22 protein-coding genes are annotated in these 26,311 nt (G+C 33.6%); 14 read left to right on the top strand and 8 right to left on the bottom strand.

Annotation, left to right across the window (positions count from 1 at the left end):
* From HPY79_07450 to HPY79_07425, 6 genes are all read right to left on the bottom strand, one after another.
* Nucleotides 1-1,244, bottom strand: a 1,244-nt coding sequence (locus HPY79_07450; GenBank protein NSW45632.1) for a hypothetical protein, incomplete at its 3' end; no start/stop codon positions are given.
* 75 nt (nucleotides 1,245-1,319) lie between these two features.
* Nucleotides 1,320-2,321 (bottom strand): hypothetical protein, encoded by a 1,002-nt coding sequence (locus tag HPY79_07445; protein NSW45631.1) that lies wholly within the window; start codon nucleotides 2,319-2,321, stop codon nucleotides 1,320-1,322.
* 67 nt (nucleotides 2,322-2,388) lie between these two features.
* Nucleotides 2,389-2,985, bottom strand: coding sequence for a hypothetical protein (locus HPY79_07440; GenBank protein NSW45630.1), 597 nt, complete (start codon nucleotides 2,983-2,985; stop codon nucleotides 2,389-2,391).
* Between the two features lie 50 nt (nucleotides 2,986-3,035).
* Nucleotides 3,036-3,527: a hypothetical protein gene (locus tag HPY79_07435; GenBank protein NSW45629.1), complete on the bottom strand. Its 492-nt coding sequence runs from the start codon at nucleotides 3,525-3,527 to the stop codon at nucleotides 3,036-3,038.
* Nucleotides 3,503-4,681, bottom strand: a complete 1,179-nt coding sequence (locus HPY79_07430) for a hypothetical protein (protein ID NSW45628.1) — start codon at nucleotides 4,679-4,681, stop codon at nucleotides 3,503-3,505. Before HPY79_07430 ends, HPY79_07435 begins: the two co-directional genes overlap by 25 nt.
* A 604-nt stretch (nucleotides 4,682-5,285) precedes the next feature.
* Nucleotides 5,286-5,804, bottom strand: coding sequence for a hypothetical protein (locus tag HPY79_07425; GenBank protein ID NSW45627.1), 519 nt, complete (start codon nucleotides 5,802-5,804; stop codon nucleotides 5,286-5,288).
* 574 nt (nucleotides 5,805-6,378) lie between these two features.
* Here HPY79_07425 and HPY79_07420 point away from each other — a divergent pair.
* From HPY79_07420 to HPY79_07395, 6 genes are all read left to right on the top strand, one after another.
* Nucleotides 6,379-6,990, top strand: coding sequence for a hypothetical protein (locus HPY79_07420; protein ID NSW45626.1), 612 nt, complete (start codon nucleotides 6,379-6,381; stop codon nucleotides 6,988-6,990).
* Nucleotides 6,991-7,038: 48 nt separating this feature from the next.
* Nucleotides 7,039-12,606 carry a gliding motility-associated C-terminal domain-containing protein gene (locus HPY79_07415; protein NSW45625.1) on the top strand — a complete coding sequence of 1,856 codons (5,568 nt, stop codon included), beginning with the start codon at nucleotides 7,039-7,041 and terminating at the stop codon, nucleotides 12,604-12,606.
* 83 nt (nucleotides 12,607-12,689) lie between these two features.
* Entirely contained in the window at nucleotides 12,690-14,153 is a 1,464-nt protein-coding gene (locus tag HPY79_07410) for an aminoacyl-histidine dipeptidase (protein NSW45624.1), read from the top strand.
* A gap of 2 nt (nucleotides 14,154-14,155) precedes the next feature.
* Nucleotides 14,156-15,391 carry a tetratricopeptide repeat protein gene (locus tag HPY79_07405; GenBank protein NSW45623.1) on the top strand — a complete coding sequence of 412 codons (1,236 nt, stop codon included), beginning with the start codon at nucleotides 14,156-14,158 and terminating at the stop codon, nucleotides 15,389-15,391.
* 2 nt (nucleotides 15,392-15,393) lie between these two features.
* Nucleotides 15,394-16,077, top strand: a complete 684-nt coding sequence (locus tag HPY79_07400) for a ComF family protein (GenBank protein NSW45622.1) — start codon at nucleotides 15,394-15,396, stop codon at nucleotides 16,075-16,077.
* A 124-nt stretch (nucleotides 16,078-16,201) separates the two neighbouring features.
* The gene (locus tag HPY79_07395; protein ID NSW45621.1) at nucleotides 16,202-17,041 is read left to right on the top strand and encodes a hypothetical protein; all 840 of its coding nucleotides are present in this window, start codon (nucleotides 16,202-16,204) and stop codon (nucleotides 17,039-17,041) included.
* Here the strand turns inward: HPY79_07395 and HPY79_07390 are convergent.
* Complete coding sequence (locus tag HPY79_07390; protein NSW45620.1) at nucleotides 17,009-17,950, bottom strand: CPBP family intramembrane metalloprotease; 942 nt, start codon at nucleotides 17,948-17,950, stop codon at nucleotides 17,009-17,011. The two genes, HPY79_07395 and HPY79_07390, sit on opposite strands and share 33 nt — an antisense overlap.
* Nucleotides 17,951-18,060: 110 nt before the next feature.
* On the bottom strand, nucleotides 18,061-20,220 hold the full coding sequence (locus HPY79_07385) for an elongation factor G (GenBank protein ID NSW45619.1): 2,160 nt from the start codon (nucleotides 20,218-20,220) through the stop codon (nucleotides 18,061-18,063).
* Between the two features lie 341 nt (nucleotides 20,221-20,561).
* On the opposite strand from HPY79_07385, the gene HPY79_07380 reads away from it, so the two are divergent.
* The 8 genes from HPY79_07380 to rplB are packed head-to-tail and all read left to right on the top strand — an operon-like array spanning nucleotide 20,562 to nucleotide 26,304.
* Entirely contained in the window at nucleotides 20,562-20,954 is a 393-nt protein-coding gene (locus tag HPY79_07380) for a 30S ribosomal protein S12 (protein ID NSW45618.1), read from the top strand.
* 29 nt (nucleotides 20,955-20,983) lie between these two features.
* Nucleotides 20,984-21,460: a 30S ribosomal protein S7 gene (gene rpsG, locus HPY79_07375; protein ID NSW45617.1), complete on the top strand. Its 477-nt coding sequence runs from the start codon at nucleotides 20,984-20,986 to the stop codon at nucleotides 21,458-21,460.
* A gap of 22 nt (nucleotides 21,461-21,482) precedes the next feature.
* Nucleotides 21,483-23,594 carry an elongation factor G gene (fusA, locus tag HPY79_07370; protein ID NSW45616.1) on the top strand — a complete coding sequence of 704 codons (2,112 nt, stop codon included), beginning with the start codon at nucleotides 21,483-21,485 and terminating at the stop codon, nucleotides 23,592-23,594.
* A 6-nt stretch (nucleotides 23,595-23,600) separates the two neighbouring features.
* Nucleotides 23,601-23,909, top strand: a complete 309-nt coding sequence (gene rpsJ, locus HPY79_07365; protein ID NSW45615.1) for a 30S ribosomal protein S10 — start codon at nucleotides 23,601-23,603, stop codon at nucleotides 23,907-23,909.
* Between the two features lie 19 nt (nucleotides 23,910-23,928).
* Nucleotides 23,929-24,546: a 50S ribosomal protein L3 gene (gene rplC / locus HPY79_07360; GenBank protein ID NSW45614.1), complete on the top strand. Its 618-nt coding sequence runs from the start codon at nucleotides 23,929-23,931 to the stop codon at nucleotides 24,544-24,546.
* Entirely contained in the window at nucleotides 24,546-25,178 is a 633-nt protein-coding gene (rplD, locus tag HPY79_07355) for a 50S ribosomal protein L4 (protein ID NSW45613.1), read from the top strand. The genes rplC and rplD overlap by 1 nt, the downstream gene beginning before the upstream one ends.
* Before the next feature lie 5 nt (nucleotides 25,179-25,183).
* Nucleotides 25,184-25,474 (top strand): 50S ribosomal protein L23, encoded by a 291-nt coding sequence (rplW, locus tag HPY79_07350; protein NSW45612.1) that lies wholly within the window; start codon nucleotides 25,184-25,186, stop codon nucleotides 25,472-25,474.
* A gap of 5 nt (nucleotides 25,475-25,479) precedes the next feature.
* Nucleotides 25,480-26,304, top strand: a complete 825-nt coding sequence (rplB, locus tag HPY79_07345; GenBank protein NSW45611.1) for a 50S ribosomal protein L2 — start codon at nucleotides 25,480-25,482, stop codon at nucleotides 26,302-26,304.
* Nucleotides 26,305-26,311 lie beyond the last annotated feature (7 nt).

Raw genomic sequence — 26,311 nt, 5'->3', positions numbered from 1 at the left:
AGCTTGTCGTTTGTAAATTGTTCTTCTTTGCAAACTATACCAAGCGAATTCACAAGCTCCAATGTAGTGTTTTTGTTGTTTTCGGGTAGTAATACATTGAGTTCGTTTGTGCCGGGATTGGGATAAAGCAAGAATTTTTTTAGTTGGTTAGCATTTTCGGGTATGCTTAATACTTGATTCCCGAGACTGTCAAGCCAAACAATAACACCATCGTAGGTATCTGTAAGCAAATCATGAATGGTCATACTGAAAATGCAGCCTCCATCAGGAGCTGGAAAAATGTTATATGCATGATAATTATTGTCGCCCCCAATAAATCTTCTCCATTTTACATTTAATAAGCTATCGTAATTTGTAATACAAATGGTGTCTTTTGAACTAAGTGTGTTATTATAATCTAAATTCAGGTAACAAGATACAAATATGTTATTTTTATTCGTAACTAGTCCATTTATTGTTGGAAAATGATCGCCCAAATTAAAAAAATCGAAAGAATAAACTGTATCTAATTGTTTATCAAAAATACCAATTGCAATATTTTTTTGTGATGAGTTATAATCAAAATAATTACCAGCTATAGCTACTTTGTTATTAAACAGACATTCATACATATCGTTGCCATTTCTGTTAAATTTTGGAACTGTATCTGTTTGAATAATATTTAAAGAGGTGTCTAAAGTAATAACATTTAAATTTGCAAAATTTGTATTGCTATTATTTTCATATCCAAAGTTAAATGCATTATTATTTAACTTATATGCGAAACTATAAGAATTACCAATAAATAGAGTATCAATTAAATGTCCATCATATGAAAATGAACTGATAAAAGATGAAAGTATATTAAATCTTTCGCCCAAAATAAAAAAACGATTTTCATATAAAAGTAAATTTGATACAAGTAAATCTAAATTTAAACTATCATAGGTAAGGATATTTAGATTAGTATCTAATATAGCATAAATTAAATTAAAATTATTATTATTACCTGCTAAAATTATTTTTTCGTTATTATATACATCTCCAAACATAAATCCTCCATTAATATGAATACTATCTACTAAAACTTTATTATAATCCATTTTATAAATATAGTTTGAATAAGAATGACGGTAAATTAAATAATGAGGAGTGTTTATTAACAACATTATTGGCGACGTATCAGATTTTGAATAAAAATATGGTTGCGAATACCCTTGAACACCAATTATTGTAATCATTAAATAAGTTAAAAGTGCTTTCATATCATATTATTTTTGTAATGAAGCTGTTTCAATGTAAATATTAAAAGTAAATATTTAAGAAACAGCTTCATTTTATTAATTTGTACTATTTGTATGTAATATACCGTATTCAACTGTTAATTGATGATAATTTGTTTTTCTACGTGAACATCCTGTTTGAAGATCATGATAATAAAGAGGTAATGCTTGTACCCAATAATGGATAACTTTTTTATTCGGGGGTCTGACACCTCCTTGTGAGGGTGTATTTATTGCAATAGCTCTGTAACTCCATGTATAAAAATTCATTTCTTCTGGTGAAATACAATAGTAAGGTGGAAGTTCGTAAAAATTAGGTAATAAATTGCCATTTGAATCGAATTTTCTATTTATGAACAATAAATAGTCTAAATAATTATCATTTGGAATTGCGTCATTGGGGTTTATATATGCATTTGTATTTTCATTTGGTTCTACAAATTGATGTTCAATATCTGTAAAATATTGCCCTGGTAAATAACTAAAGTTACTATTAAGCCAATATTGAATTTCAGTAGTTGCATCTTTAACTAAATAAAAGGTGCCGTCACATTTTCCATACCCAAAACCACATCTCCAATAATCGTCTGTTCCAAATGAATTAGGAAATGATACACTTTTTTTAACAACTGCATCACCCAAAATAAAAGTAATTTTTACTTTAATAAAATCGGATGTTTGAAGTGGTTTTACATCTATAACAATGGCATGATAATCTTTTTTTAATATATGCCTTAACTTATTTTCGGCTTGTTGATAAGCGTTGAATACATTACAAAATTCAATTTTATCATTATCAACGGGCAATTCTAATATAAGCGAATCAACAAAAGTTTCTCCCTGAGGTAGTTCAACATGGCAATAATTATAATTCAATGCTGCTTCAATATTCCAAATCGCATCGTTTACGGTCATAGGTTCGCCCTGCTTTTGCTGTATCGCTTGGTTAAATGCTTTTATGCGTGCTTCTACCGCTTGGTCATCGTGAGGGTTAAAAACACTGTTAGTTGGCATTTCCTTGTCTTTTTTGCAGGCAGTCATCATAATTCCTCCTGCCAAAAGTAATAATTTTATCGATTGCAAATAATATGGGTTTATGTATTCTTCTTTCAAAAATTATGAAATATTACCAATTAATAAAAGGTAAAATTCTTTTTTCGTTTTTATTCAATAGACCTATTTGCAAGCCATTAACTTTTGTTGATTTATTTAATAGCCCAATTTGTAAGCCATTTAATCTAAAAGATGTATTAACGATTCCTACACAAATTCCATTTATTTTATAATAAGCATTCCAAAAAATATTAAATGAAAAACCATTCATTTTTTTTCCTGCGCTCATGAAAGATGAAATGTTAACTCCATTGATGATATCGGCTGTTGTTCCCAATATGCTAATTAACAACCCATTGTGTATAGTTTTGATTTTTTGTATTGAGTCATCGGTCGATTGAATTATTTTATCACTAAATCCGAAAAACACAAGGAAAACACCTTGTCCCGGCAATTGAATATTTAAACCATGCGACTTTCTTGTATATTCAACATTACATAATGATTCTGAACCAATTGGTCCAATGGCTAAACCATAAATATTGCTTGCTTTAGATGGTATAAAGCCTAATATATATTTACTGTTGTTAGGAGTAGTTTGAGCATTGGATAAGTTAAATATACCACTCAATGTTAAAAGAATGATTATTTTTAATGATATGATTTTCATTTAATTAGAATAACATTAACGTAATGTTCTTTATAATATAAGCACTCATACTATTTTATATTTATGAGTTCAATAATTCGTGTTTGATCCTCCCATTTTAAAGGTAAAATTGAATCAACTTTTTTTTGTGAAGTATAAATGAGAGTTACGTTTGTAATTGGCAATGCTAATTCGTTTATTTCAGCAAAACTATCAACATTTAACCGAAAGGGATATTCTGTTAAATCAGTATTTATTAGTCGTTCATTGGCCATTATAAAAGTAAGTTGCTGTTTATCTATTGTTTTGATTTTTTCTATGGTTTCATTCAATAAAGTTTTAATGCAATCAAAACATCCACTGTTTGAAATAATATAATAACAGTGTTTACTTTCTGGAATAGTTAGATTAAATATATGTTTCAAATACGATCTAAATATTCCGGTAGTATCAATCTTGAAAGTTGTTTCTTTTGAAACATTTTTTTTGCTTTCATTATCATTACTGCAAGATGCAATTAACAAGACAAAAGCAAATATTAAAGTAAAATTTTGTATTCGCATAACCTTAATTGTTTGAGTTGTTTATCTTTTTTGGTCTGTTTGTAACCTAACCAGAAGCCATTTTCTGATGGAATAAATACTCGATAATCGTAAATGGAGTCTTTTAAAAAGGGGATTTCGCCAATCAATTTTAAATTGCTATCTATAACAGATATTGACCAATTACGGTAATTCGTCTTCTTCCCATCTGGCTGATAATAGGGTGTTTTATGTGTATTAATCCTAAAAATTATATTTAAATATTTATTAAAACAAAAAAACCTATATGATGGACACAAATAGGAATATTCATAAACCTTTTCATAAAAGTTATTGCTTGAATAATTAGAGGAATCAAATGGAAATATTTCTTCTTCTTTTATGTACTTTGAAAAAACAATATTAGAATCTATTTTTGATTTATTAAAATTATACGAATAAACATATGGAGAATTAGTTATACCATAATAAATTTTTTTTTCATCTTTATTATAAGTATATCTTATTAATTCGTTGTCATAGTAATTTTCTATACTATTTAAATACCACATTGGGTGTCTAATTTTTACCAAAAATGAGTTATTTTGGAGGTTAACAATATAAATGTTACAATTTCTAATAAAAGCCAGTCTTTCATTCATTGTATTTATATTTTTAAAAGCATATACAATAAATGTTTTCTCTTTTATTTTAATTAATGGAAATTCTAAAAAATTTAATGTAACCTCATTATTGAAGACTTTCTTTTGTTCAATGATACTATCATTATATATTTTAAAATAATTATCGTAATGAAAAAATTCAATTGTATCACTTTGAATTGAATCGGCAAAAGAGAATGAATCTAAATAATCATCATAATCACCATTTATTTTGATTTTGTCGCATGTATTCTTACAACTTATTTTTTTAAATACTTTTCCATATATATCAATTAAATAAATAGATTTATCGTTATTGTTAAAATACATTAAATAATCATTATTGTCATAACAAACTGTTCTGATCGTCATCCATGGTTTTACTTCAATTGGGATACAAATTTCCCTATTCTTTACAATTTTAATCTCTTCAATATTTCTTTTACATGATTGAAAAAATAAAATTAGTATTACAATTAATATTCCAAAAGAAATAATAAAACTTATATTCCATTTATTATTTTGAATTCGCATAACCTTAATTGTTTGAGTTGTTTATCTTTTTTGGTCTGTTTGTAACCTAACCAGAAACCATTTTCTGATGGAATAAATACTCGATAATCGTAAATGGAGTCTTTTAAAAAGGGGATTTCGCCAATCAATTTTAAATTGCTATCTATAACAGATATTGACCAATTACGGTAATTCGTCTTCCTTCCATTTGTTTGATAGTAAGGGGTTTTATGGAGATTTATTCGAAAAAAAACATGTAAGCTTTTACTAATTTTAATACAATGAAATTTTGGTACTTTGTAAGCATATTCATAAACCGAGTTGTAATATTTTTTATCATTAAAATTTTTTGTATCAAATGGGACAATATTATTTTCATTTATATAATTCGATTCAATTTTAAATGAATCTAATACATTATTGTATAAACTGAAACGATATATATACGAACTTCTATTTAATAGATAAACAATATTATTTACATTTATTTTTAATATTCTTATTTTATTATCATTTGTGGAACAGCAACAAAATATTAATATCGTAAAAAAAAATAAATTAATTATACGCATAAATCCTATAAAAAGAAGAGGCTGCAATATGATTTTTACAGCCCCATTATTATTTATTTATTTAATTCCACTACCAAATCTAAATATTCCATTCCCGGTTCAAATTCTTTGGGTTCTAAATTATCAGGAACCAGAAAGTAAAAATACTTACCACTCCTTTCATTAAATTGCTCTATGAATTTTAGTTCCGGGTTTAATGTTAGCTCATAAAACTCTTTCCATTCCTCATCAAGCAAAAACGGTAATAAAGCTTTAACCTGTTCTTTATCTGCAAAAAATTCATGTTCTGAACTCGCTGCTATAGCATTTACAAAATTCATATAACATTTAATGGTTGTTCCTGTTGGAGTTACCACAATATCATATGGGGCACATGCTTCTGGTGGAGCAAAACAGTCTCCTTTATCTTGATAAAATTTCTTCCCATTCGAAGCCGGCTTTGGATTTTGCGGCAACCCTTTTAAAACATTTACATAAGAATTTGTTTTCACATTTTCTTTCTTCACATCTTCTTTTTTGCAGGCAGTCATCATAATTCCTCCTGACAAAAGTAATAAAAATAATTTTTTCATGTGTAATTATTTTTTAAATTATATACTAAGGTTACATGGAATACGCCATTCGAACAAATAGTGATGTTTGTTTGTGTGTAAATTTCATTTTCGGTTGGTCTCGTCATTTTGACGAGATGGCTATTTCATAAGCGTTAAATTTTTAAATTAAACATTTTTTTTTGCATTTTAATGAGCTCAATTAAAACAGAACAAATTTCATAAAAAAAAACGAAAAAAATGATATTTGTCATATATGCGAAATATTTAACAATTTTCTAAAATGCTGATATAGCAAGCTAAAAAGGGGGGGGCAATGTGCAAATAAAAGGCATTAAAGCGTTATGTTATAGGTGTAGTGCGAAGTGATTGTTAGAAAAGTAAAACAGGTTATTATAATATTGCAAATATTTATTACAGAAAAATGATACGAATCGATGTGTGGTTATATACATGGCAATGCATTGTTTTATCATAAAAAATAGTTCTGTTTACTTACCTTATGTAAATTATAAGTTAAGAAAATGTTTTAAGAAAGTCAATTCTCAAATTATTAAATTATCCTATTAACTTTTTATTTAATTTTGCACTTTGTATGAAAAAACTCTTATTTATACTATACTTTTGTGTATTAGTTCTAAGCCCGATGTTTGGGTTTGAGCCTGATTCAAGCAATGTATCGTTGTTACCTGTTCGTTTTAAGTTTTATTACGAAAATTCGCATACCATCTATACAGAAAGTGGCTATTGGTGGGGCAATTATAAAGGTGCCCATGCTACGATAAATTACGATGGCATTGTGCGATCGTTTCAATATCTTATCGTTTCGCTTCGTATAGGTGCCGGTTATAGTTTTGCCGAGCAAAAAGATTCTCTGTTACGTCAACGCGTTATTTTTCCTATGGCAGTTCATTTTCAACTTACAAAAATTAATACTCAAGCGGGTGGTTTTCGCAGGTACAATATTCGGAATGTATTTCAAAAAATAATAATGAAAACCAATTTAGATATAGGTTTTGGTGGATATAATTTTGCCGATAAGCAGAATATTAGTCCTTTTTTATCGCTTGGTTTTCGTCATCAAAGTCCAGAAGGTGGATTTATGTATCGATTAGGAGGTAACCTTCTTTTAGACAATATTGTAAGAAAACAGTCATTTCAAACAGCCTATTATGGAATAAATTTGTCGTTAGGCTGGACATTTTGAAACATAAGTAAATAATCATTCGTATAATTACGTTGTAAACAAAAAACTATGAAGAAATTAATCTTTTTGATACTTGTTTTAGCCTCGCTCCAGGTACAATCACAAACTTATACCATTAGCCATTATATCCCTTGGAGCACACACCATCAAAATATGTGGGGACCCAATGGACAACCCTTTCATTTGAATATTAACCAACAGCTTTTTAATATCAATTTCAACGATACCAATACTTTTGGTGGGATTGAATACATTTTTGGGTTACCCTTTGGTGCACAATTCGATTTATATACACATTTGCTTTTAGGAAGCACTTTCTCTATTAGCGGTTTCCATACCGGTTGGATAGATGTTGATTATCCCGTTCGCATAGATTTAACTTTTCCTTCTCCTCAGACTTTTATGCCAGGCGATTGGATTACCATCAATTCGCGTTATCATGTTATGAATGGATGGAATTTGAGCTCCAGTTTCCCACAAGATGGGGTTATTGATCTTGATTTAGATTTTGGAATTCATGCTCAGCTCGATGGAACCATATGTTTTGGTGCATGCGACAATTTTAACATTATCAATGTTGATGTGCCCGACGATAGCATTTCTATTATTCATATCGACCAACAAAATGGTGATGTTACTTATCCTTGTATGCAAAACGGGCAACTCGCTTTTTGTCATGATACCATACTTCCCATTGTGTTCAACAACGCTTGGGGAACAGGTATTTCGGGCGAAATAGGGCTACCCTATATTACTACGCAAGACCATTTAGATTCAACTCAGCTTTGTCATAAACTTTTAATTGCGCAAGGCGATGATCCTTATGCTCAATTTAATATTGATATTATTCAGTTTTTATCTGCTATTGCGGGTATTTTACCGCCTTCTACCGGACAACCAATCTTAGATTTTATTGCTATGCTCCACGATACTATCGATATTGGAGGCGGAATAAGCATTGAATATCAGTTATTATCTGCAGAGATGAATATCTCCAATACGTTGCAACAAGATTTAACATTTAATCCTACCATCTGGAACCATTTTACTTTACCTACAGCCGTCGATTATTATATAACCGACCCAAATCAAAATAATGCTACGGTAGCTACGGGAAACTCTGCTAATATTGATTTTCAAGCTTGCCACGACTTACATATTAAATACCCTTGTTTTGGTTATCCGCAATTTCCCATTGGAATAGCACATTCGCTCGAAAATGAATTTACCAACCACACATGGGATAGTGTTGCCTTTTCGTTAACTGTCAATGCTTTTGAGTTTTGGATAAATTTACCGTTCCTTTTGAAACAAATGCACGGCGATTCGGTAGAATTTAAGTTTACACCTCAAGATTCGATTATGTGGGCAGATTCGCTTAAAAAGTTCATTGCCAGCAAGCATTTTAATCTCGATAAACAAAATATCAATCTTCAGGATTCTATTTTACAACATTTATGTAATACACGCAGTTCAATTCATATAGGACCACTTCTACATTGGGACATACCACTGGGTTATATTCCAATTACATGGTTTGACGAAACATGGGAATTAGAAGGCTTTAACGATACCATTTTTCCTCCCGAAACACTTATTCCTTTACCAGAAATGGCTATCCATGTTACCGGTAAAATGTGTTACGAAGATGTTTCAGGAACTTTAACGGTTACTGTTGACCATGGTCGCCCTCCTTATACATATACCTATTCAAATGGTGTTTCAGTAACCACAGCCGATACATTCAACGTTCAGACTGGTTTTGCACCGGGTACTCACTATGTAACTGTAACCGACAACAATGGATGTGCTTTAGTAGGAAGCTATACCATAGTAGGAAATAATCCACAAATTTTATATCAGTTTGATATACAAGATGCACTCTGCCACGGAACGGCCAGTGGTGGTGTTTCGGTTATAGCCAGTGGTGGCACTCCTGGCTATACTTATCAATGGTCGAATGGAGTAACAACTCCCAATAATGCCCCCATTACAGCCGGAAATTATACGGTAACCATTACCGATGCCGTAGGATGTACAACGGTTGGTCAAGCTTTCGTATCTGAACCACCTACTTATGTCTCCTTGGCAGTTGATAGTATTATTAAGGTTGAATGCTTAGGTGGAACAACCGGTGCTATTTATTTAACGACCAACGGAGGTGTTGCTGGCTATACTTATCAATGGAACAATAATGCTACAACAGAAGACCTTATCAATGTGCCTTCCGGAAATTATACGGTTACCGTTACCGATAATCATGGTTGTACATTAGTACAATCGTATGTAGTGCCACAGGTGCCACATTGCTGTATGACACCTAATGCTGGTAATGATAAAAACGTTTGTGGATATACTACTCAACTCGAAGGCAGCAATCCATCGCCCGGCAATACGGCTCATTGGCAATTTATTGGTGGACCAGGGAATGCTGTCTTTTCTAATCCTTATTTGCCAAACTCTACGGTTATGGTTACCGGTCCAGGCACTTATCAATTTACGTGGCACGAATACAGTACGGTATGCGATTCGCTCGATACCGTTAGCATAACTTTTATTACACAACCTCATGCCAATGGCGGAGCATCGCCGGTAAATGTTTGTGGTGTCAACTATACGCTCAATGCTCAATTTAGTGTTACGGGCGCTGTTGGTTCATGGCAAGTATTAGCACCCATGCAGGGAATATTTAGTCCAAACAATACTCAACCCAATGCCTTGTTTACGGCAACTACCGGATATAATTCTTATTATTTGGTATGGACCGAAAACAATATGGGATGTACTTCATCGGATACTATACGTTTGGATGTTCACGAAATGCCCATGCCCGATGCTGGTCCAGACTTAGCTATATGTGGACACGAAATTGTGCTTACGGTTAACAGCAGTTATCCTGGCTTTTGGTCGTCGTCAAATCCTACAGCTCATTTTATTCCCGATAATAATTTAGATAGTGTGTTGGTAAATATTGTGGCAATTAATTATATAGAAGTAGATACTTTTGTATGGACAGCATATTCGGATTATTGTACCAATTATGATACTGTTTTAGTAACCTTCTCATCTACACCACATGCCGAAGCCGGGCCTACTCAATCTATTTGCGGTTATAGCACTCAATTAGCTGCCGACACTATAGGCAGTATTGCATCTTCGGCATATTGGACAGCCAATAACAACGGCGTTACCATCAATTATACCGGTTCTGACCCATTACCATGGAATCCCCAGGTTACGATAAATAATCCTAATCAATTTTTTGGAAGCTCCGACTATCAATCGGTATATTTCTACTGGCATGTTCAAAGTGGTCCCGGTTGCGAATCGGTTGATTCTGTTGAAGTTTATTTCCATCGTATTCCTCAGGCTTATGCCGGTTACGATACCACTATTTGCGGAAAAACGTATTGGCTACATGCTACAACAAGCCTCAATACTCCTGCCGGACAATGGTCTATGTTAAATGGACCGGGTTCGGCAACATTTGTTACGCCCAGCCAAGCATTGACAATGGTTACGGTTACACAATTTGGTATTTACAATTTTATATGGAAAGAAATGAACCCGCATATGTCGCAATGCTATGATCAGGATACGGTAACCATTAATTTCTTGGTGGCTCCAGAGCCCGATGCTGGTTTTGATACTGCTGTTTGTGGTAAGTTCGCTTATATTTGCGCACATCCTACAATGACGAATGGTCAATGGAGTGGACCCAGTGGTATTGCTTATTATGTAAATCCTAATGATCCTACTCCAACTCCAAGCAATAGCACCCAACCTTGTACATGGGTTCGCTGGCCTTCCGAAAACGATACAGTTACTATGTACTGGACTGAGTTTAATGGAGTTTGTGCTGGTTACGACTCGGTAAATATTTATTTTGGTGTCGTTGAAGAAGCAGTTATTTTAACAAGTCCATCCGATTCCGTAGTTTGTGGACCAAGTTATACGCTACTTTCGGCACAGGAACCTGCTCATGGTTATGGTTATTGGATGGATACCGTATATAATACTACATTTACACCCGATCCATATCAGCATAATAATGTGGTAGCTACTATCGATACCGGTGGAACAAGTTATTACGGGCATCATCATTTCTATTGGATTACGGTGAATGGTAATTGTCGCGATACCAGCGAAGTTCATTATGTCAATTTTATTCAAAAACCTAATGCAGATGCCGGTGGACATTATTGGCCCGGATTGTTTGGCAATAACCATACTATTAAGACCGATACCGTTTGCGGTTTAGCTTATCAAATGAGCGCCCTTAATTCTAATGGTGTGGGAACGTGGTATAGTACCGATTATACGTATGTTCATTTTACCAATGGTTTTAACAATTATACTCAAAGCCACGTCCCCAATGATAGTTTATACTTACTTTGTTCAAGTTGTTATACTGTTTTTTCAACTAATCAACCTTATAGAGAATTTATCTGGCAAGTCCAAAATAATATTTGTTCCGATGCCGATACGATACGCCTTTATTTTGCTCCTCGACCTTCGGGGCAGTTTACAGTTACAACACCTGCTTGTAGATATGATAGCTCGATGATAATAGCTCATACTTGGCCTTCTCCTAATCACGAAGACTATGGTATTATTAGCTTTGAATGGACGTATCCCGGTGGAACATTAAGTTCATTGGTTTCAGATCCACTACACAGTGATACCATTTATGTTTCTTGGAATAGTGGTAATCAACATATAGTTACCCTTATTGAACAAAACAAATGGGGGTGCTTTAGCGGTATTGTTAGCCATACGGTGAACGAACCGGCACCTTTTAATCCACAAAACACTATAACACCCACAACCTGTGGAAATTGCAATGGGAAAATTGAGCTTAATACTTCGTATGTTGATCCACAAGGAACCGTTCATCCAAACTACTATACATTTAATTGGTTAGATACAAATAGCACTACTTTAATGCGTGATGAACTATGTCCTAATTCGTGGTTCCATGTAGTTGTAAATGGACAATCGCAAAGTCCTGATGCAACACCGGGTACGGTTTGCCACGACACACTTCATATTTATGTGCCCGACACGGGAACGGTTATTGCTTCGTTTGATACCACCATTCTTGAGCAACATCAAGTGGCACCTTACGAAGTTGTTATGCAAAATACCACCTACAACGGACGCAAATACTCATGGCGGGTTTACGATGAATCGAATCAAATGATTTACACCTCAACGGCTGAAAATCCAACCATCATTTTCCCTAACGAAGGATGTTATACTATTATGCTTATTGCTACGAGCAAAGATGGTTGTGTAGATACGGCTATTTTCAAGCCTTTATGTGTTGATAAAGAACCCATATTTGAAGTTCCGAATGTGTTTACTCCCAACGGCGATGGTCAAAACGATGTATTCAAAGTTCATGGCGAAGCCATCGATGAATTTGAAGCTAAAATTTACAATCGCTGGGGCAGAAAAGTTTACGAATGGAACGATGTAAATGGTTACTGGGATGGCAAAATTACCGGAACAGAAGCTTCGCCGGGTGTATATTATATCGTTATAAAAGCCAAAGACCGTAGAGGTAAAGAATATAAATACGAAGGATACTTGCATTTGTTGAGAGAACGGTAATGAAATATCTCACTTTGTGATTATGTAAAAATTTTTCTTGCATTCCATTTTAAAAAAAACTATTTTTACAAAAAAAAAGTCTTATGCTAGAAAAATTAAATCCTTCGTTAGTGTGGAAATATTTCGAAGAAATTCTTGCAATTCCACGTCCTTCAAAAAAAGAAGAAAAAATAATAGCTTATCTCAAAGCTTTTGCCGAACAAAACAAATTAGATTACAAAATAGATAAAGCGGGTAATGTACTTATTTCAAAACCAGCCACCAGAGGCTTTGAGCGAACAAAAACTATTGTTTTGCAAAGCCATGTGGATATGGTTTGTGAGAAAAACAGCGACTCCAAACACAATTTTGATACAGACCCCATAATACCAATGATAGATGGCGAATGGCTTAAAGCAAAAGAAACAACGCTTGGAGCTGATAATGGGATAGGGGTAGCTACTCAACTTGCTCTTTTAGCTTCTAAAGATATGGAGCATGGACCTTTAGAATGCTTATTTACTGTTGATGAAGAAACCGGCTTAACGGGTGCCTTTGCTTTAAAACCTGATTTTTTTACAGGAAAAATTCTTATAAACCTCGATTCCGAAGATGAAGGCGAAATTTTTATTGGTTGTGCCGGAGGTAAAGATACAGTAGCCACTATGAAATATGAGCCTAAAAAAGCACCAGGCAAACAAATCGCATTAAAAATTTCGGTAAGTGGTCTGCGTGGTGGGCACTCGGGCGATGATATTCATAAGGGTTATGCTAATGCCGTTAAGCTTTTAACCCGAATTTTATACTTACTTGATCAAAAATATGGCTATCGTTTAGCCAACATAGATGGTGGAAATCTTAGAAATGCCATAGCACGCGAAGCCAATGCCATCATTTATGTAACACACGAAAAAGTGTTGAAAATTAAAGATGAAGTTTATGCTTTCGAAAAAATACTGAAAGATGAATATAAACATACTGAAAACAATTTAAAAGTTACCATTGAAGAATTAGATAAAAAACAAAGTCCCGAAACCGTCATTGACAAACGCACACAGCCCAAAATTATTCAATCGCTTTATGCTTGCCCTCATGGCGTAATAGCATGGAGTCAAGATATGCCTGGTTTAGTAGAAACATCTACTAATTTGGCTTCTATTAAAATGAAAGGGAAAAATAAGATTGAAATTACAACCAGTCAACGCAGCTCCGTAGAATCGGCAAAAACCGATATTGTTAATATGGTTGAAACAGTATTTTTATTGGCTGATGCAGATGTAAAACACTCAAACGGTTATCCAGGGTGGAAACCGAATCCTCAAAGCCCAATTTTGGAGGTAGCAAAAAAAGTTTACTACCAATTATTTAATGAAAATCCAAAAGTCAAAGCTATACATGCTGGTCTGGAGTGCGGTTTATTCCTCGAAAAATATCCCGACCTCGATATGATTTCTATTGGACCTACCATGCGTGGCGTTCATAGCCCGGACGAAAGATTACACATTCCGTCGGTTGAAAAATTCTGGAAGTTTTTAACAGAAATACTTGTGAATATTCCATCAAAGTAATTATGAATTTAAAAATATTCGTTATAGCCATTTTTGGGGCATGGGCAGTTAATGTTCATGCCCAAACTATAAATGATTTTTACGAAGAAGGTTTAAAACTTCAAGAGCAAGGGAAATACATCGAAGCCGTTGCTAAATTTACAGATGTAGTTAAAAAAGATAAATTTTATCACGAAGCTTGGTACCATAGAGCACTGTGCTATATAGAACAAAAAAAGTACGATCTGGCAATCAACGATTTAAACGAAGCCATAAAAGCCAAGAAAGATTATTTTGAAGCTTATTTAAAACGATCAGAACTCTATCTTATTCAAAATAAGCAACAAGAAGCCTTAAACGATTTAAACCAAATTCTTCGACTGAAACAAGACTATCTGAAAGCATACGAAAAACGAGCAGCATTATACCTGAATATGACCGATAAAAAAATTAATACTTATAACGACTTACAAAAAGCCATTGAACTAAAAACTCAAAATCCTTGGGTTTTTAATACTTTGGCAGATTTATCAATAGAAAAGGGGAAGTTCGATGAGGCAATTAAATATTTGAACCAAGCTTTAACACACGCTCCCGATAACGTCGATGCTTATTTAAAACGAGCCGATTGCTTCGAACATCAAAAAGATTATCTCAACGAAATTAAAGACCTTACGTCGGCTATAAATCTTGGAAAAAAAAACGAAACCATTTATTTTAAAAGGGCAAAGGCTTATTATGAAAAAAACATTCATGACAATGCACTCAACGACTTAAACATATTGGTGAATCAATATCACTCTAAACTATACGAAGTTTATATTATGCGAGGCATTGTTTATTCAAAGCTTAATCAACCAGCAAATGCTGTAAAAGATTTTACAAAAGCTGCTACATTAAAACCTTCCGAAGCTCAAGCCTATTATTTGCGAGGTTTGGAATATGCCAAACTAGGAAAAACAAAAGAACCCTTAGCCATCAAAGATTTTAACAAAGCCATTGAACTCGCTCCCAACAATAGCGATGCTTATCTAAAAAGAGGTGTTTATTATATGAACAAACAAAAATATTCCGAAGCCCTCGATGATTTAAATAAATCAATAAAATTAAACCCTACGGCAGAAGCTTATTTTTATAGAGGTTCTGTTTTATATGAACAAAAAAAATATTCCGAAGGCTGTCTCGATTTAAAAAAAGCAGCTCAAATGGGTTATGAAGAGGCGAAACAACGTCAGGCAGAAGTATGTCCAAATAATTAATAATGTCGTGGCTCAGAGATTTTATAGAACTAATTTATCCTCGAACTTGCGGAGCGTGCAACATTCCTCTTTTAAAGGGAGAACAAATAATATGCACTCCATGTTTAGCTGAACTTCCATACACTTATTATCATAAAGACAAAGATAATCCGGTGGCTCAATTATTTTGGGGAAGGGTTCCTTTGCAAGCTGCCACATCGCTGCTTTATTTTCATAAAAAAGGACGAACACAGCACCTTTTACATTTATTAAAATACAAAGGCAGACAAGATATCGGTATTTTTTTGGGGCAATTATTAGGCAATCAGCTTAAAGACAATGATGACTTTAAAACGGTTGATGTCATTATACCTATTCCATTGCATCCTAAAAGGCAAAAACAACGCGGATATAATCAAGCAGAGTGCATTGCCATTGGTATTAGCCAAAGTATGAATGTTCCAATTGAAACAAAATTGGTTGTTCGTAATACCGAAACCAAAACACAAACTAAGAAAAGCCGCACCGAGCGTTGGGAAAATGTAGCTCAGGTTTTTAGTATTCAGCATCAATATGTAACAGATGGAAAGCACTATCTTCTTGTTGACGATGTTGTAACCACCGGTGCTACCCTCGAAGCTTGTGCACAAGTCTTATTAACCATTCCCAATTCAAAAGTTAGTATTGCTTCTATAGCAAAAGCGTAAAATCGATTATTAGCATAGCTTATAGATACATAGATATTAACAAAAATTTGTTTATATTTATTAGAACGAATATGACATTTTTTTTATTTAATAACCTAAATTCGCATAGTACAAACTATGAGTAATGCCATATAGAAGATTGCCAAATACCGATAATGCTCGATTAAGAGCTATGAAAAAAGCCCTTGAAATGGTTACAAAAGTTCAGCCTAATGAGTTGGCTTTTTCATTAACTACGTTAAATAAATTAAATGCTTTATGCCCTTATTTTGAGCAAATGTTGCATCAGCAAAAACAAGCTATAGCGATTCAAGCTGCAAAAAGTAAGGAGCTTGCAAATTATAGTCGAAAAGCTAAATTATATATATCACATTTTTATCAGGTATTTAACTTTGCCATATTACGTAATGAAATTCCGGCTGCAGCCCGAAAATTTTTTGGTTTACGCGAAAACGATAGTCGAACTCCAAATTTGTTAACCGAAAAAGATATCGTTTACTGGGGCGAACAAATTATTAAAGGTGAACCCGAACGTTTAGCCAAATTAGGTGGTAATCCTATAACAAATCCTACGGCTGCAGTTGTAAAGGTTAGATATGAACAATTTCTAGAAGCTTTACATCATCAAAAAATACTTCAAAAATCAACTAAATATGCTACTGATAAAATAGCTGAGTTGAGAGCTGATGTTGATAGTATTATACTTACACTTTGGAACGAAATAGAAGAACATTTTTCAAATTATGATGATGAAGAAAAAAGAAAAAAAGCTTCGGAATATGGCGTAGTATATGTATGGCGTCCAAATGAACGAGCAAATACAAAAGAAGAAATTGTCGATGAGATTGAATTATTTGAAAATATTCAAGAAAATAGAGCAGAGTATTATCAAGATGAAGATGAAATAGAAGAACCTTTAACACAAGAACAATTACAATACACGATTAGTTTTACGAATAATTAGCCAAAAACAAAATATTCCAACTAAACCACCCAGAATGCCATAAATTACTGCCGAAATCGATAAGTTGGTATGGGTATTATTAACAATGTTTTCGTTAGGCAAATAATAGCCTATGATAACACCTGTTAAATTATTAGTAAAATGGCCAATTATGGGAATCCAAATAGAACCCGTGTATTCGAGCAAATAACCAAATATAAGCCCTAAAAATAATCGTGGTATAAATCCAAAAAACTGAAAATGAATAGTTGAAAATAAAATAGCAGCAAGCCATATGCTTAAATGAATATTTTTTGTCCATTCCGTAAATAATCGTTGCAATAAACCACGAAATAACAACTCTTCACCAATAGCAGGAATCGCTGCAATTAAAATAATATTGTAAATCAAGACAACAATATTATCGGCTTTTAGAAAGTTTACTGTAAGCTGTGACGCATTTTCTTCAGAAGCTCGCATCCATTCCTCAATATTTTTCATAAAATCTGGAAGTGTAAGAAAACTATTTATGTAAGAAAGTAAATTTGTAAATGGGATAAATGACAAAATCGCTATTATAGTTAGTAAAACATAATATTTTGATTGAACCTTATTAAATCTTAAAAAAGATTTGACCGATTGATACATTAAAAAAGCAATAAGAAATGGAGGGATAACGAATAATCCTAACGATTGAATCAATTGAAAGAATTTAAGTAGTTGGATGGTTTGAGGTGATGAAAAGTCTTGTAATAATTCAGGATGATGAATAATATCAGTTCCAAAACCTAATTGTACGATAACTATTCCAATTACATAAAAAAACAGAAATGAGGTAAAAATAATAAAGAGCGAGAACAGAAACTTAATGGAAATATTCGAATTATATAAAATACCTTTTAACATAACTGTTTTAAGTTTTGGATTCAAAGATGGTATTTTTTTATTAAAGTTACAACAAAGGAATGTTTTTTATATAAATAATAAAAAAGGCTGCTCTTTTGAGACAGCCTGCTTTTGTAATAATATAGAATAAAATATTATTCTTCTTCTTTAGCTTGTGCTTCGTATTCTTTAAGTAGTTTTTCTTGAATTTCACCTGGAACTTGAGCATATTCAGCGAATTTCATAAAATACATAGCACGTCCACTCGTTATAGAATTAAGGGTAGTTGAATATTTATTCATTTCTGCTAAAGGTACTTTAGCTTTAATAACTTCGAATCCTTTTTGGCTATTCATTCCCATAACTATAGCACGACGGGTTTGTAAATCGCTCATAACATCACCCATTTTTTCGCTAGGAACCCAAACTTCAACATCGTAAATAGGTTCCATAATTTTAGGACCAGCATTTTTAAATGCTTCTTTAAAGGCATTACGACCAGCTAAACGGAAAGAGATTTCGTTTGAATCAACGGGGTGCATTTTACCGTCGTAAACAGCTACGCGAATATCGCGTGCATAAGAACCCGTAAGAGGACCTTCTTCCATTTTTTCCATGATTCCTTTTAAGATAGCAGGCATAAAGCGTGCATCAATAGAACCTCCAACAATACAGTTGTAATAAACTAATTTGCCACCCCATGGTAAATCAATCTCTTCTTTACCACGAATGCTAAGGTTAATTTCTTTTGAACCAAATTTAAATTTAACTGGGTCGGGCATGCCCTCTACGTATGGTTCAATAACTAAATGTACTTCACCAAATTGTCCGGCACCACCCGTTTGTTTTTTATGACGATAATCTGCTTGAGCAGCTTTGGTAATTGTCTCACGGTATGGAATTTTGGGTGCTAAATATTCAGTCGGAATTTTGAAAATATTATCTAAGTGCCATTTTAAAATGTTTAAATGATATTCGCCTTGACCAGAAACAATGATTTGTTTTAATTCTTTTGAGTATTCTACAAGAATAGTGGGATCTTCGGTGTGCATTCGGTTAAGAGCTTCACCTAATTTTTCTTCATCACTTTCGTTAACAGCTTTTATCGCCGTACGATAACGTGGTTCGGGGAAGGCGATGGGTTCGATAATAATATCGTTACCAGCTGCCGAAAGAGTGTGATTAAATTTTGTGTTTTTTAATTTAACGGTTGCACCTAAATCTCCAGCAATTATTTTTTCAATCTTTACACGATTTTTACCATTTACAAGCAATAATTGAGCTAAACGTTCTTTGGTTTGAGTATTGTTGTTGGTTAAGTCAATGCTTTCGGTTAATTCGCCTGAGATAACTTTAAAGTAGTTAATTTCGCCAATATGTTGTTCGGTTGATGTTTTAAATACAAAGGCAATAGCTGGACCATTGGGATCAATTTTTATTTCTTTGCCATCGACTGTCTTTAGAGGTGGAACCTCGGTTGGATTGGGCATGCTTGTGCCTATAAATTCTAATAAACGATCAACACCTATATTTTTCTTAGCCGAAGTATATAAAATTGGGAAAAGCGAGTTGTTTAATATTCCGAGCTTAAGGCCTTGGGCAATTTCTTCTTCTTCGAGTGTCCCTTGCTCAAAGAATTTTTCCATAAGTTTTTCGTCATTCTCAGCTGCTGCTTCAATTAATGCATTGCGTAACTCTTCAGCATGATTCATTAAGTTGGCTGGTATATCGGAAATGGTTGCTTTACCACTTTCATCTTTGTAGGTAAGCATCTTCATTTTTACTACGTCAACAATGGCATTGAAATTAGAACCCGTTTCAACTGGAAACTGAATAGCAACCGCTTTATTGCCTATAAACGACTTAATATTTTCTAATACATGTTCAATATTTGCCTTTTCGTGATCAACTTGGTTTATAACAATAGCAAATGGTTTTTGAAATTTTTCAATATAACGCATTTGAATTTGTGTGCCAACTTCAACACCATTTTGAGCATTGATAAGTAAAAGAGCAGCATCACCAACTTTGAGCGACGAATAAATAGCATTATTAAAATCATCAAAACCAGGGTTGTCGAGCAAATTAATTTTTTTATCATTGAATTCTGTTTGCATCAATGATGAAAAAATAGAACAACCATTGTTTTGTTCAATTTCGTTAAAATCGGAAACAGTGTTCTTGCTCGAAACATCACCTTTTCTAGAGATGACTCCAGTTATAAATAAAATGGATTCAGCTAATGATGTTTTACCAGAAGACGAATTACCAAGTAATACGATGTTCCTAATTTGGTCTGTTTTATAAACTTTCATGTTAGTTAATTATTTAATTATTTGTCAATTATACATGCATTAAAAATGGGCACAAACTTACATAGATTTTTCCATTTTTACAATAATAAAATGAAAAAACTAATTTGATAATTTGAAAAATAAATAAAGTATATGATTGAGATAAAATAAATCTTTTTTTTATATAATCTTAACGGACATGAATGTTCTTGTTGAAAATATTATTAAACGTTATAAATAAAGGGTAATAAAAAAAATCTTATTTGTTTGAAAAAAAAATACTGATAGTGTTGTATTTAAAAAAATTATGTTGTACCTTTGCAGACCAATTTTTAAACTAAAAAATATCTAAACATTAGAGTATGCCAACAATACAACAATTGGTGCGAAAAGGTCGCAACAAGGTAGAAGTGAAGAGCAAATCTAGAGCGCTCGATTCATGTCCACAACGCAGAGGTGTTTGTACACGTGTATATACTACAGCACCTAAAAAACCTAATTCAGCAATGCGTAAAGTTGCTAAAGTACGTCTAACTAACCAGCAAGAAGTAATTGCATACATTCCTGGTGAAGGACATAACTTACAAGAACACTCCATCGTACTGGTTCGTGGAGGCCGTGTAAAAGATTTACCTGGTGTACGTTACCATATCATACGTGGAGCTTTAGATACGGCTGGAGTTGAAGGACGTAAACAAGGTCGCTCATTATATGGTGCTAAACGTCCTAAAAAAACAGCAGCAGCAAAAAAATAATGTAACACCTATTTAATAATATATATATTATGAGAAAATCGAGAGCCAAACGTAGAATTTTACTTCCAGATTACAAGTATAACGATATACTAGTTACTCGCTTTGTAAATAATCTAATGTACGAAGGCAAAAAATCTACTGCTTTTAAAATTTTTTATGAAGCTATTGAAATGCTAGATAAAAAAGCTAAAGAAGCTGGAATAGAACCATTAGATTATTGGAAAAAGGCTTTAGAAAATGTTACACCTCAAGTAGAAGTTAAAAGTCGTCGTATCGGCGGTGCTACTTTCCAAGTTCCTACTGAAATTCGCGAAGATCGAAAAATAGCAATAAGCATGAAAAATATTATTCAGTTTGCACGCAAACGCAGTGGACGTAGCATGGCTGAAAAATTATCTGCTGAAATTATTGCTGCATATAATAACGAAGGCGGAGCTTTTAAACGTAAAGAAGAAATTCACCGAATGGCCGAAGCTAATAAAGCTTTTTCACACTTCCGCTTTTAAAAGAGTTCTTTGAAGTAGTAAAATGGCAAAAGATCTTACACATACCCGCAATATTGGTATCATGGCACATATCGACGCCGGTAAAACAACAACTACCGAGCGTATTCTTTATTATACAGGCATTAACCATCGCATGGGTGAAGTTCACGAAGGAACTGCTACGATGGATTGGATGGTTCAAGAACAAGAACGTGGTATTACCATTACTTCTGCCGCTACTACTACATATTGGAAATACAATAATCAAGAGTATAAAATAAATATTATTGATACCCCAGGACATGTCGATTTTACAGTAGAAGTAGAACGATCACTTAGGGTACTCGATGGAGCTATTGCTGTATTTTGTGCAGTAGGTGGGGTTGAACCACAATCCGAAACAGTATGGCGTCAAGCAAATAAATATCATGTTCCACGTATTGCATTTGTTAATAAACTCGATAGAGTAGGTGCCGATTATTATGGGGTTATTATGCAAATGCAATCAAAAATAAAAGCCAATCCAATACCGGTTCAAATACCCATAGGTATTGAAGAGCATTTTAAAGGCGTTGTCGATCTTATTCAAATGAAAGCAATAATTTGGGACGACGAAACCCTAGGTGCTTCTTATCAAGTTCAAGAAATCCCTTCAGATTTTAATGAAATAGCAGAAGAGTGGAGAGATAAAATGCTCGAAAAGATTGCGGAATACGATGACATCATTCTCGATAAATATTTAAACAATAAACAAAATATTAGCACAGAAGAAATCTATCATGCACTGCGTAATATAACATTACAATTAAAAGGCGTTCCTGTTTTATGTGGTTCTGCTTTCAAAAACAAAGGAATTCAAACACTTCTCGATGCCATTACACTTTATTTACCTAGCCCCGAAGATTTACCCGCTGTAACTGGTATCAATCCAATAATCAATAAGGAAGAAAAACGAAACCCTTCTATTGACGACCCGTTTACAGCTTTAGTATTTAAAATTGCTACCGATCCATTTGTTGGCCGTTTAGTATATTTAAGAATATACGCAGGAAAACTTAATAGTGGAGAACAAGTTTATAATCCTCGAATTCAAAGAAAAGAACGCATTACACGATTGTTTAGAATGCATGCAAATAAGCAAAATGCTATAGATAGTATCGAAGCTGGCGATATTTGTGCATGCGTAGGTTTAAAAGACGTTAAAACAGGCGATACGGTTTGCGATGACAAACACCCAATATATTTAGAAAGTATTGAATTCCCCGAACCTGTTATTAGCATTGCAGTTGAACCCATCAATCAGGGTGACATTGATAAACTAACCCAATCATTATCAAAAATAGCCGAAGAAGACCCTACCTTTAGTGTTAAATATGATGAATCTACAGGACAAACTACTATTAATGGTATGGGCGAACTTCATCTTGATATCGTTTTAGACAGATTAAAACGCGAATTTAATTTACCCGTTAATAAAGGTAATCCTATGGTTGCTTACAAGGAAGCTTTTACTTCTTCTGTAAAGCATACCGAAACATTTAAAAAACAACTGGGAGGTAAAAATAAATTTGCTGAAATTACAATCACCATTGGACCTTCAGATAAAGGAATATCGGGCTTGCAATTTATTTCTGAAATAGCTGATAAAAATTTTCCACAAGAATATATACGTGCTGTAGAGCGTTCGCTCAAAATGGCTATGATGAATGGACCTTTAGCCAGTTATCCAATAGAAAACATGAAAGTAATCTTACACGAAGCCAATCATATACAAGGTGAATCAGATGTAACCGCATTCGAAATCGCTGCTAACTTAGCCTTTAGAGCTGTAGGTCAAAAAAACTCAGCAACCCTAATGGAACCAATTATGAAATTAGAAGTGGTTACTCCCGAAGATTATGTTGGCGAAGTATTAAGCGATATCAACAGACGTAGAGGAATGGTGCTAGAAACAGAATCTAAATTAGGAGCAAGAATTATAAAAGCACAAGTTCCTTTAGCCGAAATGTTCGGATATGTAACCATATTACGAACTCTGACTTCTGGCCGAGCCTCATCTACCATGGAATTTAGTCATTACGAAGCTATGCCATTTGAATTAGCAGCTGAAATTGTTAAAAAAGTAACAGGAAAACAATTATTGATAAACCAATAATATATTATGAATCAGAAAATACGCATAAAATTGAAATCTTACGACCATAATTTGGTCGACAAATCTTCTGAGAAGATTGTAAAAACTGTAAAAACAACTGGCGCAGTTGTACGTGGCCCTATACCACTACCAACACACAAAAGAATTTTTACAGTAAACCGTTCAACCTTTGTTCATAAAAAATCGCGTGAACAATTTCAATTAACTTCTCATAAGAGAATCTTAGATATTTATAGCACAAACGCCAAAACCGTAGATGCTTTAATGAAGCTAGAACTACCCAGTGGTGTAGAAGTAGAAATCAAAGTTCTTTAATCAATAAAATTAAATCAAAATGGCTGGACTACTAGGTAAAAAAATCGGAATGACTTCGATTTTCAGTGCTGAGGGAATAAATATTCCATGCACTGTTTTACAAGTTGGTCCCTGTGTTGTTACACAGGTCAAAACTATCGAAAAAGATGGTTATAATGCTCTACAATTGGCCTTCGACGATTGTAAAGAAAAAAACACCCCGAAGCCTTTATTAGGACATTTTAAAAAGGCAAATACAAATCCAAAACGCTTTGTTCGCGAATTAAAAGCATTTGAAGGCGATTACAAATTAGGCGATGTGATTACAGCTGAAATCTTTAAAGAAGACAATTTTGTAGATGTAACAGGAGTTTCTAAAGGTAAAGGATTTCAAGGGGTCGTTAAACGTCATGGCTTTAGCGGAGTTGGCGGTCAAACTCACGGTCAACATAACCGTCTCAGGGCTCCTGGCTCATTGGGTGCAAGCTCTTTTCCTTCAAGAGTATTTAAGGGTATGCGCATGGCCGGACGAACAGGAAATAAAACGGTTAAGATGATTAACATGCAAATAGTAAAACTTATTCCTGAACAAAATATATTAGTAGTAAAAGGATCTGTACCAGGTCCTAAAGGGTCTTACATAATAGTAGAAAAATAATGGAACTGAAAGTATATAATATCGCAGGAGAAGAAGTTGGCAAAACCGTTAAATTAAACGATGCCATCTTCGGCATTGAGCCTAATGCTCATGCTATGTACCTTGATGTTAAAGCAATTTTAGCAAACAAAAGACAAGGTACTCATAAAGCAAAACAAAGAAACGAAGTTTCGGGAAGTACAAAAAAACTTAAACGCCAAAAAGGGACTGGTGGTGCACGTGCTGGAAGCATAAAGTCTCCTACTATTGTTGGTGGAGGCCGTGCATTTGGACCTGTTCCTCGCGATTATAGCCTAAAAGTTAACAAAAAAGTAAAACTTTTAGCACGTAAATCAGCATTGGCAACCAAAGCAAAAGAAAATGCTATTATAATACTAGAATCAGTGAATTTTAAACAGCCCAAAACCAAACAAATGGTTGAAATGCAAAAAAAATTACAAATTTTTGATAAAAAAATGTTATTGGTGCTGAACGAATCAAAAAATAATGTATATTTGTCATCTCGAAATTTAAAAGGTTCTAAAGTTGTAACTGCTTCTCAATTAAATACTTATGATATTTTAGATGCTAAAGTTTTAGCTATCGAAGAGGGTGCACTTGCAGTTTTAGAACAAAATTTATTAAAAGATTAAAGTAAATGGATATAATAGTTCGTCCTTTAGTTACAGAAAAAATGAACCAAATGGGTGATACTTTAAATAAGTATGGCTTTATGGTTCATAAAGAAGCTACTAAACTTCAAATTAAACGCGAAGTTGAAAAATTATACAATGTAAAAGTAGCTGATGTAAATACTATTGTTCAACGAGGTAAAAGAGTATCTCGTTATACAAAAGCTGGCATTTTAAAAGGGCGTAAAAGCTCATACAAGAAAGCCATTGTAACATTAGCAGAAGGACAAAAAATTGATTTTTATAGCAATATTTAAAACCCATGGCAGTAAGAAAATTAAAACCGGTTACACCAGGACAACGATTTAAAGCAATAAGCTCTTTTGAAGAGATAACCAAATCTTTTCCAGAAAAATCGTTATTAGCACCTTTTAGAAAATCTGGTGGTCGCAACAATACAGGTAAAATGACCATGCGCTACATAGGTGGTGGTCATAAACGTCATTATCGTGTTATTGATTTTCGTCGCGATAAAGATAATATACCTGCCGTTGTTAGTGCAATAGAATACGATCCCAACAGAAGTGCACGTATTGCATTATTAACCTATAAAGATGGTGAAAAACGCTATATTATTGCACCACAAAATATTCAAGTAGGTCAAACCTTAATGTCAGGTAAAAATGTTGCACCAGAAATTGGCAATGCTTTATATCTATCTGATATACCTTTAGGTACCAATGTGCATAATGTAGAAATACAACCAGGCAAGGGTGGTGCTTTTGCTCGTAGTGCTGGTTCTTATGCTACACTATTATCACGCGAAGGACGTTTTGCAATACTAAAAATGCCATCTGGCGAAACTCGCAAAGTTTTAGTTACGTGCAAAGCTACCATTGGAATGGTTTCAAATCCCGACCATTTTCTCGAAATGAGTGGTAAAGCAGGTAGAAGTCGTTGGTTGGGTCGTCGTCCAAGAAATAGAGGCGTAGCAATGAACCCTGTTGACCATCCAATGGGTGGAGGTGAAGGCAAAGCTTCAGGTGGTCATCCAAGAAGCCGTAAAGGACTATATGCAAAAGGTCTAAAAACACGCAGAAAAAAGAATCCTACCAATAAATTCATTGTTGAACGTCGTAAAAAGTAGTTAACCT

The sequence above is a fragment of the Bacteroidales bacterium genome, from assembly GCA_013314715.1.
In the GTDB taxonomy this organism is placed as follows: Bacteria; Bacteroidota; Bacteroidia; order Bacteroidales; family GWA2-32-17; genus Ch61.
Note: the sequence above shows the minus strand (reverse complement) of the source record. Positions and strands in the feature narration are given on the sequence as shown.

What these genes read in the sequence shown, in the direction of transcription:
- HPY79_07395 (NSW45621.1), top strand. Translation starts at nt 16,202, where the DNA reads ATGCCATATAGAAGATTGCCAAATACCGATAATGCTCGATTAAGAGCT.
- HPY79_07420 (NSW45626.1), top strand. Translation starts at nt 6,379, where the DNA reads ATGAAAAAACTCTTATTTATACTATACTTTTGTGTATTAGTTCTAAGC.
- rpsG (NSW45617.1), top strand. Translation starts at nt 20,984, where the DNA reads ATGAGAAAATCGAGAGCCAAACGTAGAATTTTACTTCCAGATTACAAG.
- HPY79_07435 (NSW45629.1), bottom strand. Translation starts at nt 3,527, where the DNA reads ATGCGAATACAAAATTTTACTTTAATATTTGCTTTTGTCTTGTTAATT.
- HPY79_07410 (NSW45624.1), top strand. Translation starts at nt 12,690, where the DNA reads ATGCTAGAAAAATTAAATCCTTCGTTAGTGTGGAAATATTTCGAAGAA.
- HPY79_07380 (NSW45618.1), top strand. Translation starts at nt 20,562, where the DNA reads ATGCCAACAATACAACAATTGGTGCGAAAAGGTCGCAACAAGGTAGAA.
- HPY79_07430 (NSW45628.1), bottom strand. Translation starts at nt 4,681, where the DNA reads ATGCGAATTCAAAATAATAAATGGAATATAAGTTTTATTATTTCTTTT.
- HPY79_07405 (NSW45623.1), top strand. Translation starts at nt 14,156, where the DNA reads ATGAATTTAAAAATATTCGTTATAGCCATTTTTGGGGCATGGGCAGTT.
- HPY79_07385 (NSW45619.1), bottom strand. Translation starts at nt 20,220, where the DNA reads ATGAAAGTTTATAAAACAGACCAAATTAGGAACATCGTATTACTTGGT.
- fusA (NSW45616.1), top strand. Translation starts at nt 21,483, where the DNA reads ATGGCAAAAGATCTTACACATACCCGCAATATTGGTATCATGGCACAT.
- HPY79_07415 (NSW45625.1), top strand. Translation starts at nt 7,039, where the DNA reads ATGAAGAAATTAATCTTTTTGATACTTGTTTTAGCCTCGCTCCAGGTA.
- rpsJ (NSW45615.1), top strand. Translation starts at nt 23,601, where the DNA reads ATGAATCAGAAAATACGCATAAAATTGAAATCTTACGACCATAATTTG.
- rplC (NSW45614.1), top strand. Translation starts at nt 23,929, where the DNA reads ATGGCTGGACTACTAGGTAAAAAAATCGGAATGACTTCGATTTTCAGT.
- HPY79_07440 (NSW45630.1), bottom strand. Translation starts at nt 2,985, where the DNA reads ATGAAAATCATATCATTAAAAATAATCATTCTTTTAACATTGAGTGGT.
- HPY79_07425 (NSW45627.1), bottom strand. Translation starts at nt 5,804, where the DNA reads ATGAAAAAATTATTTTTATTACTTTTGTCAGGAGGAATTATGATGACT.
- rplD (NSW45613.1), top strand. Translation starts at nt 24,546, where the DNA reads ATGGAACTGAAAGTATATAATATCGCAGGAGAAGAAGTTGGCAAAACC.
- HPY79_07400 (NSW45622.1), top strand. Translation starts at nt 15,394, where the DNA reads ATGTCGTGGCTCAGAGATTTTATAGAACTAATTTATCCTCGAACTTGC.
- rplB (NSW45611.1), top strand. Translation starts at nt 25,480, where the DNA reads ATGGCAGTAAGAAAATTAAAACCGGTTACACCAGGACAACGATTTAAA.
- rplW (NSW45612.1), top strand. Translation starts at nt 25,184, where the DNA reads ATGGATATAATAGTTCGTCCTTTAGTTACAGAAAAAATGAACCAAATG.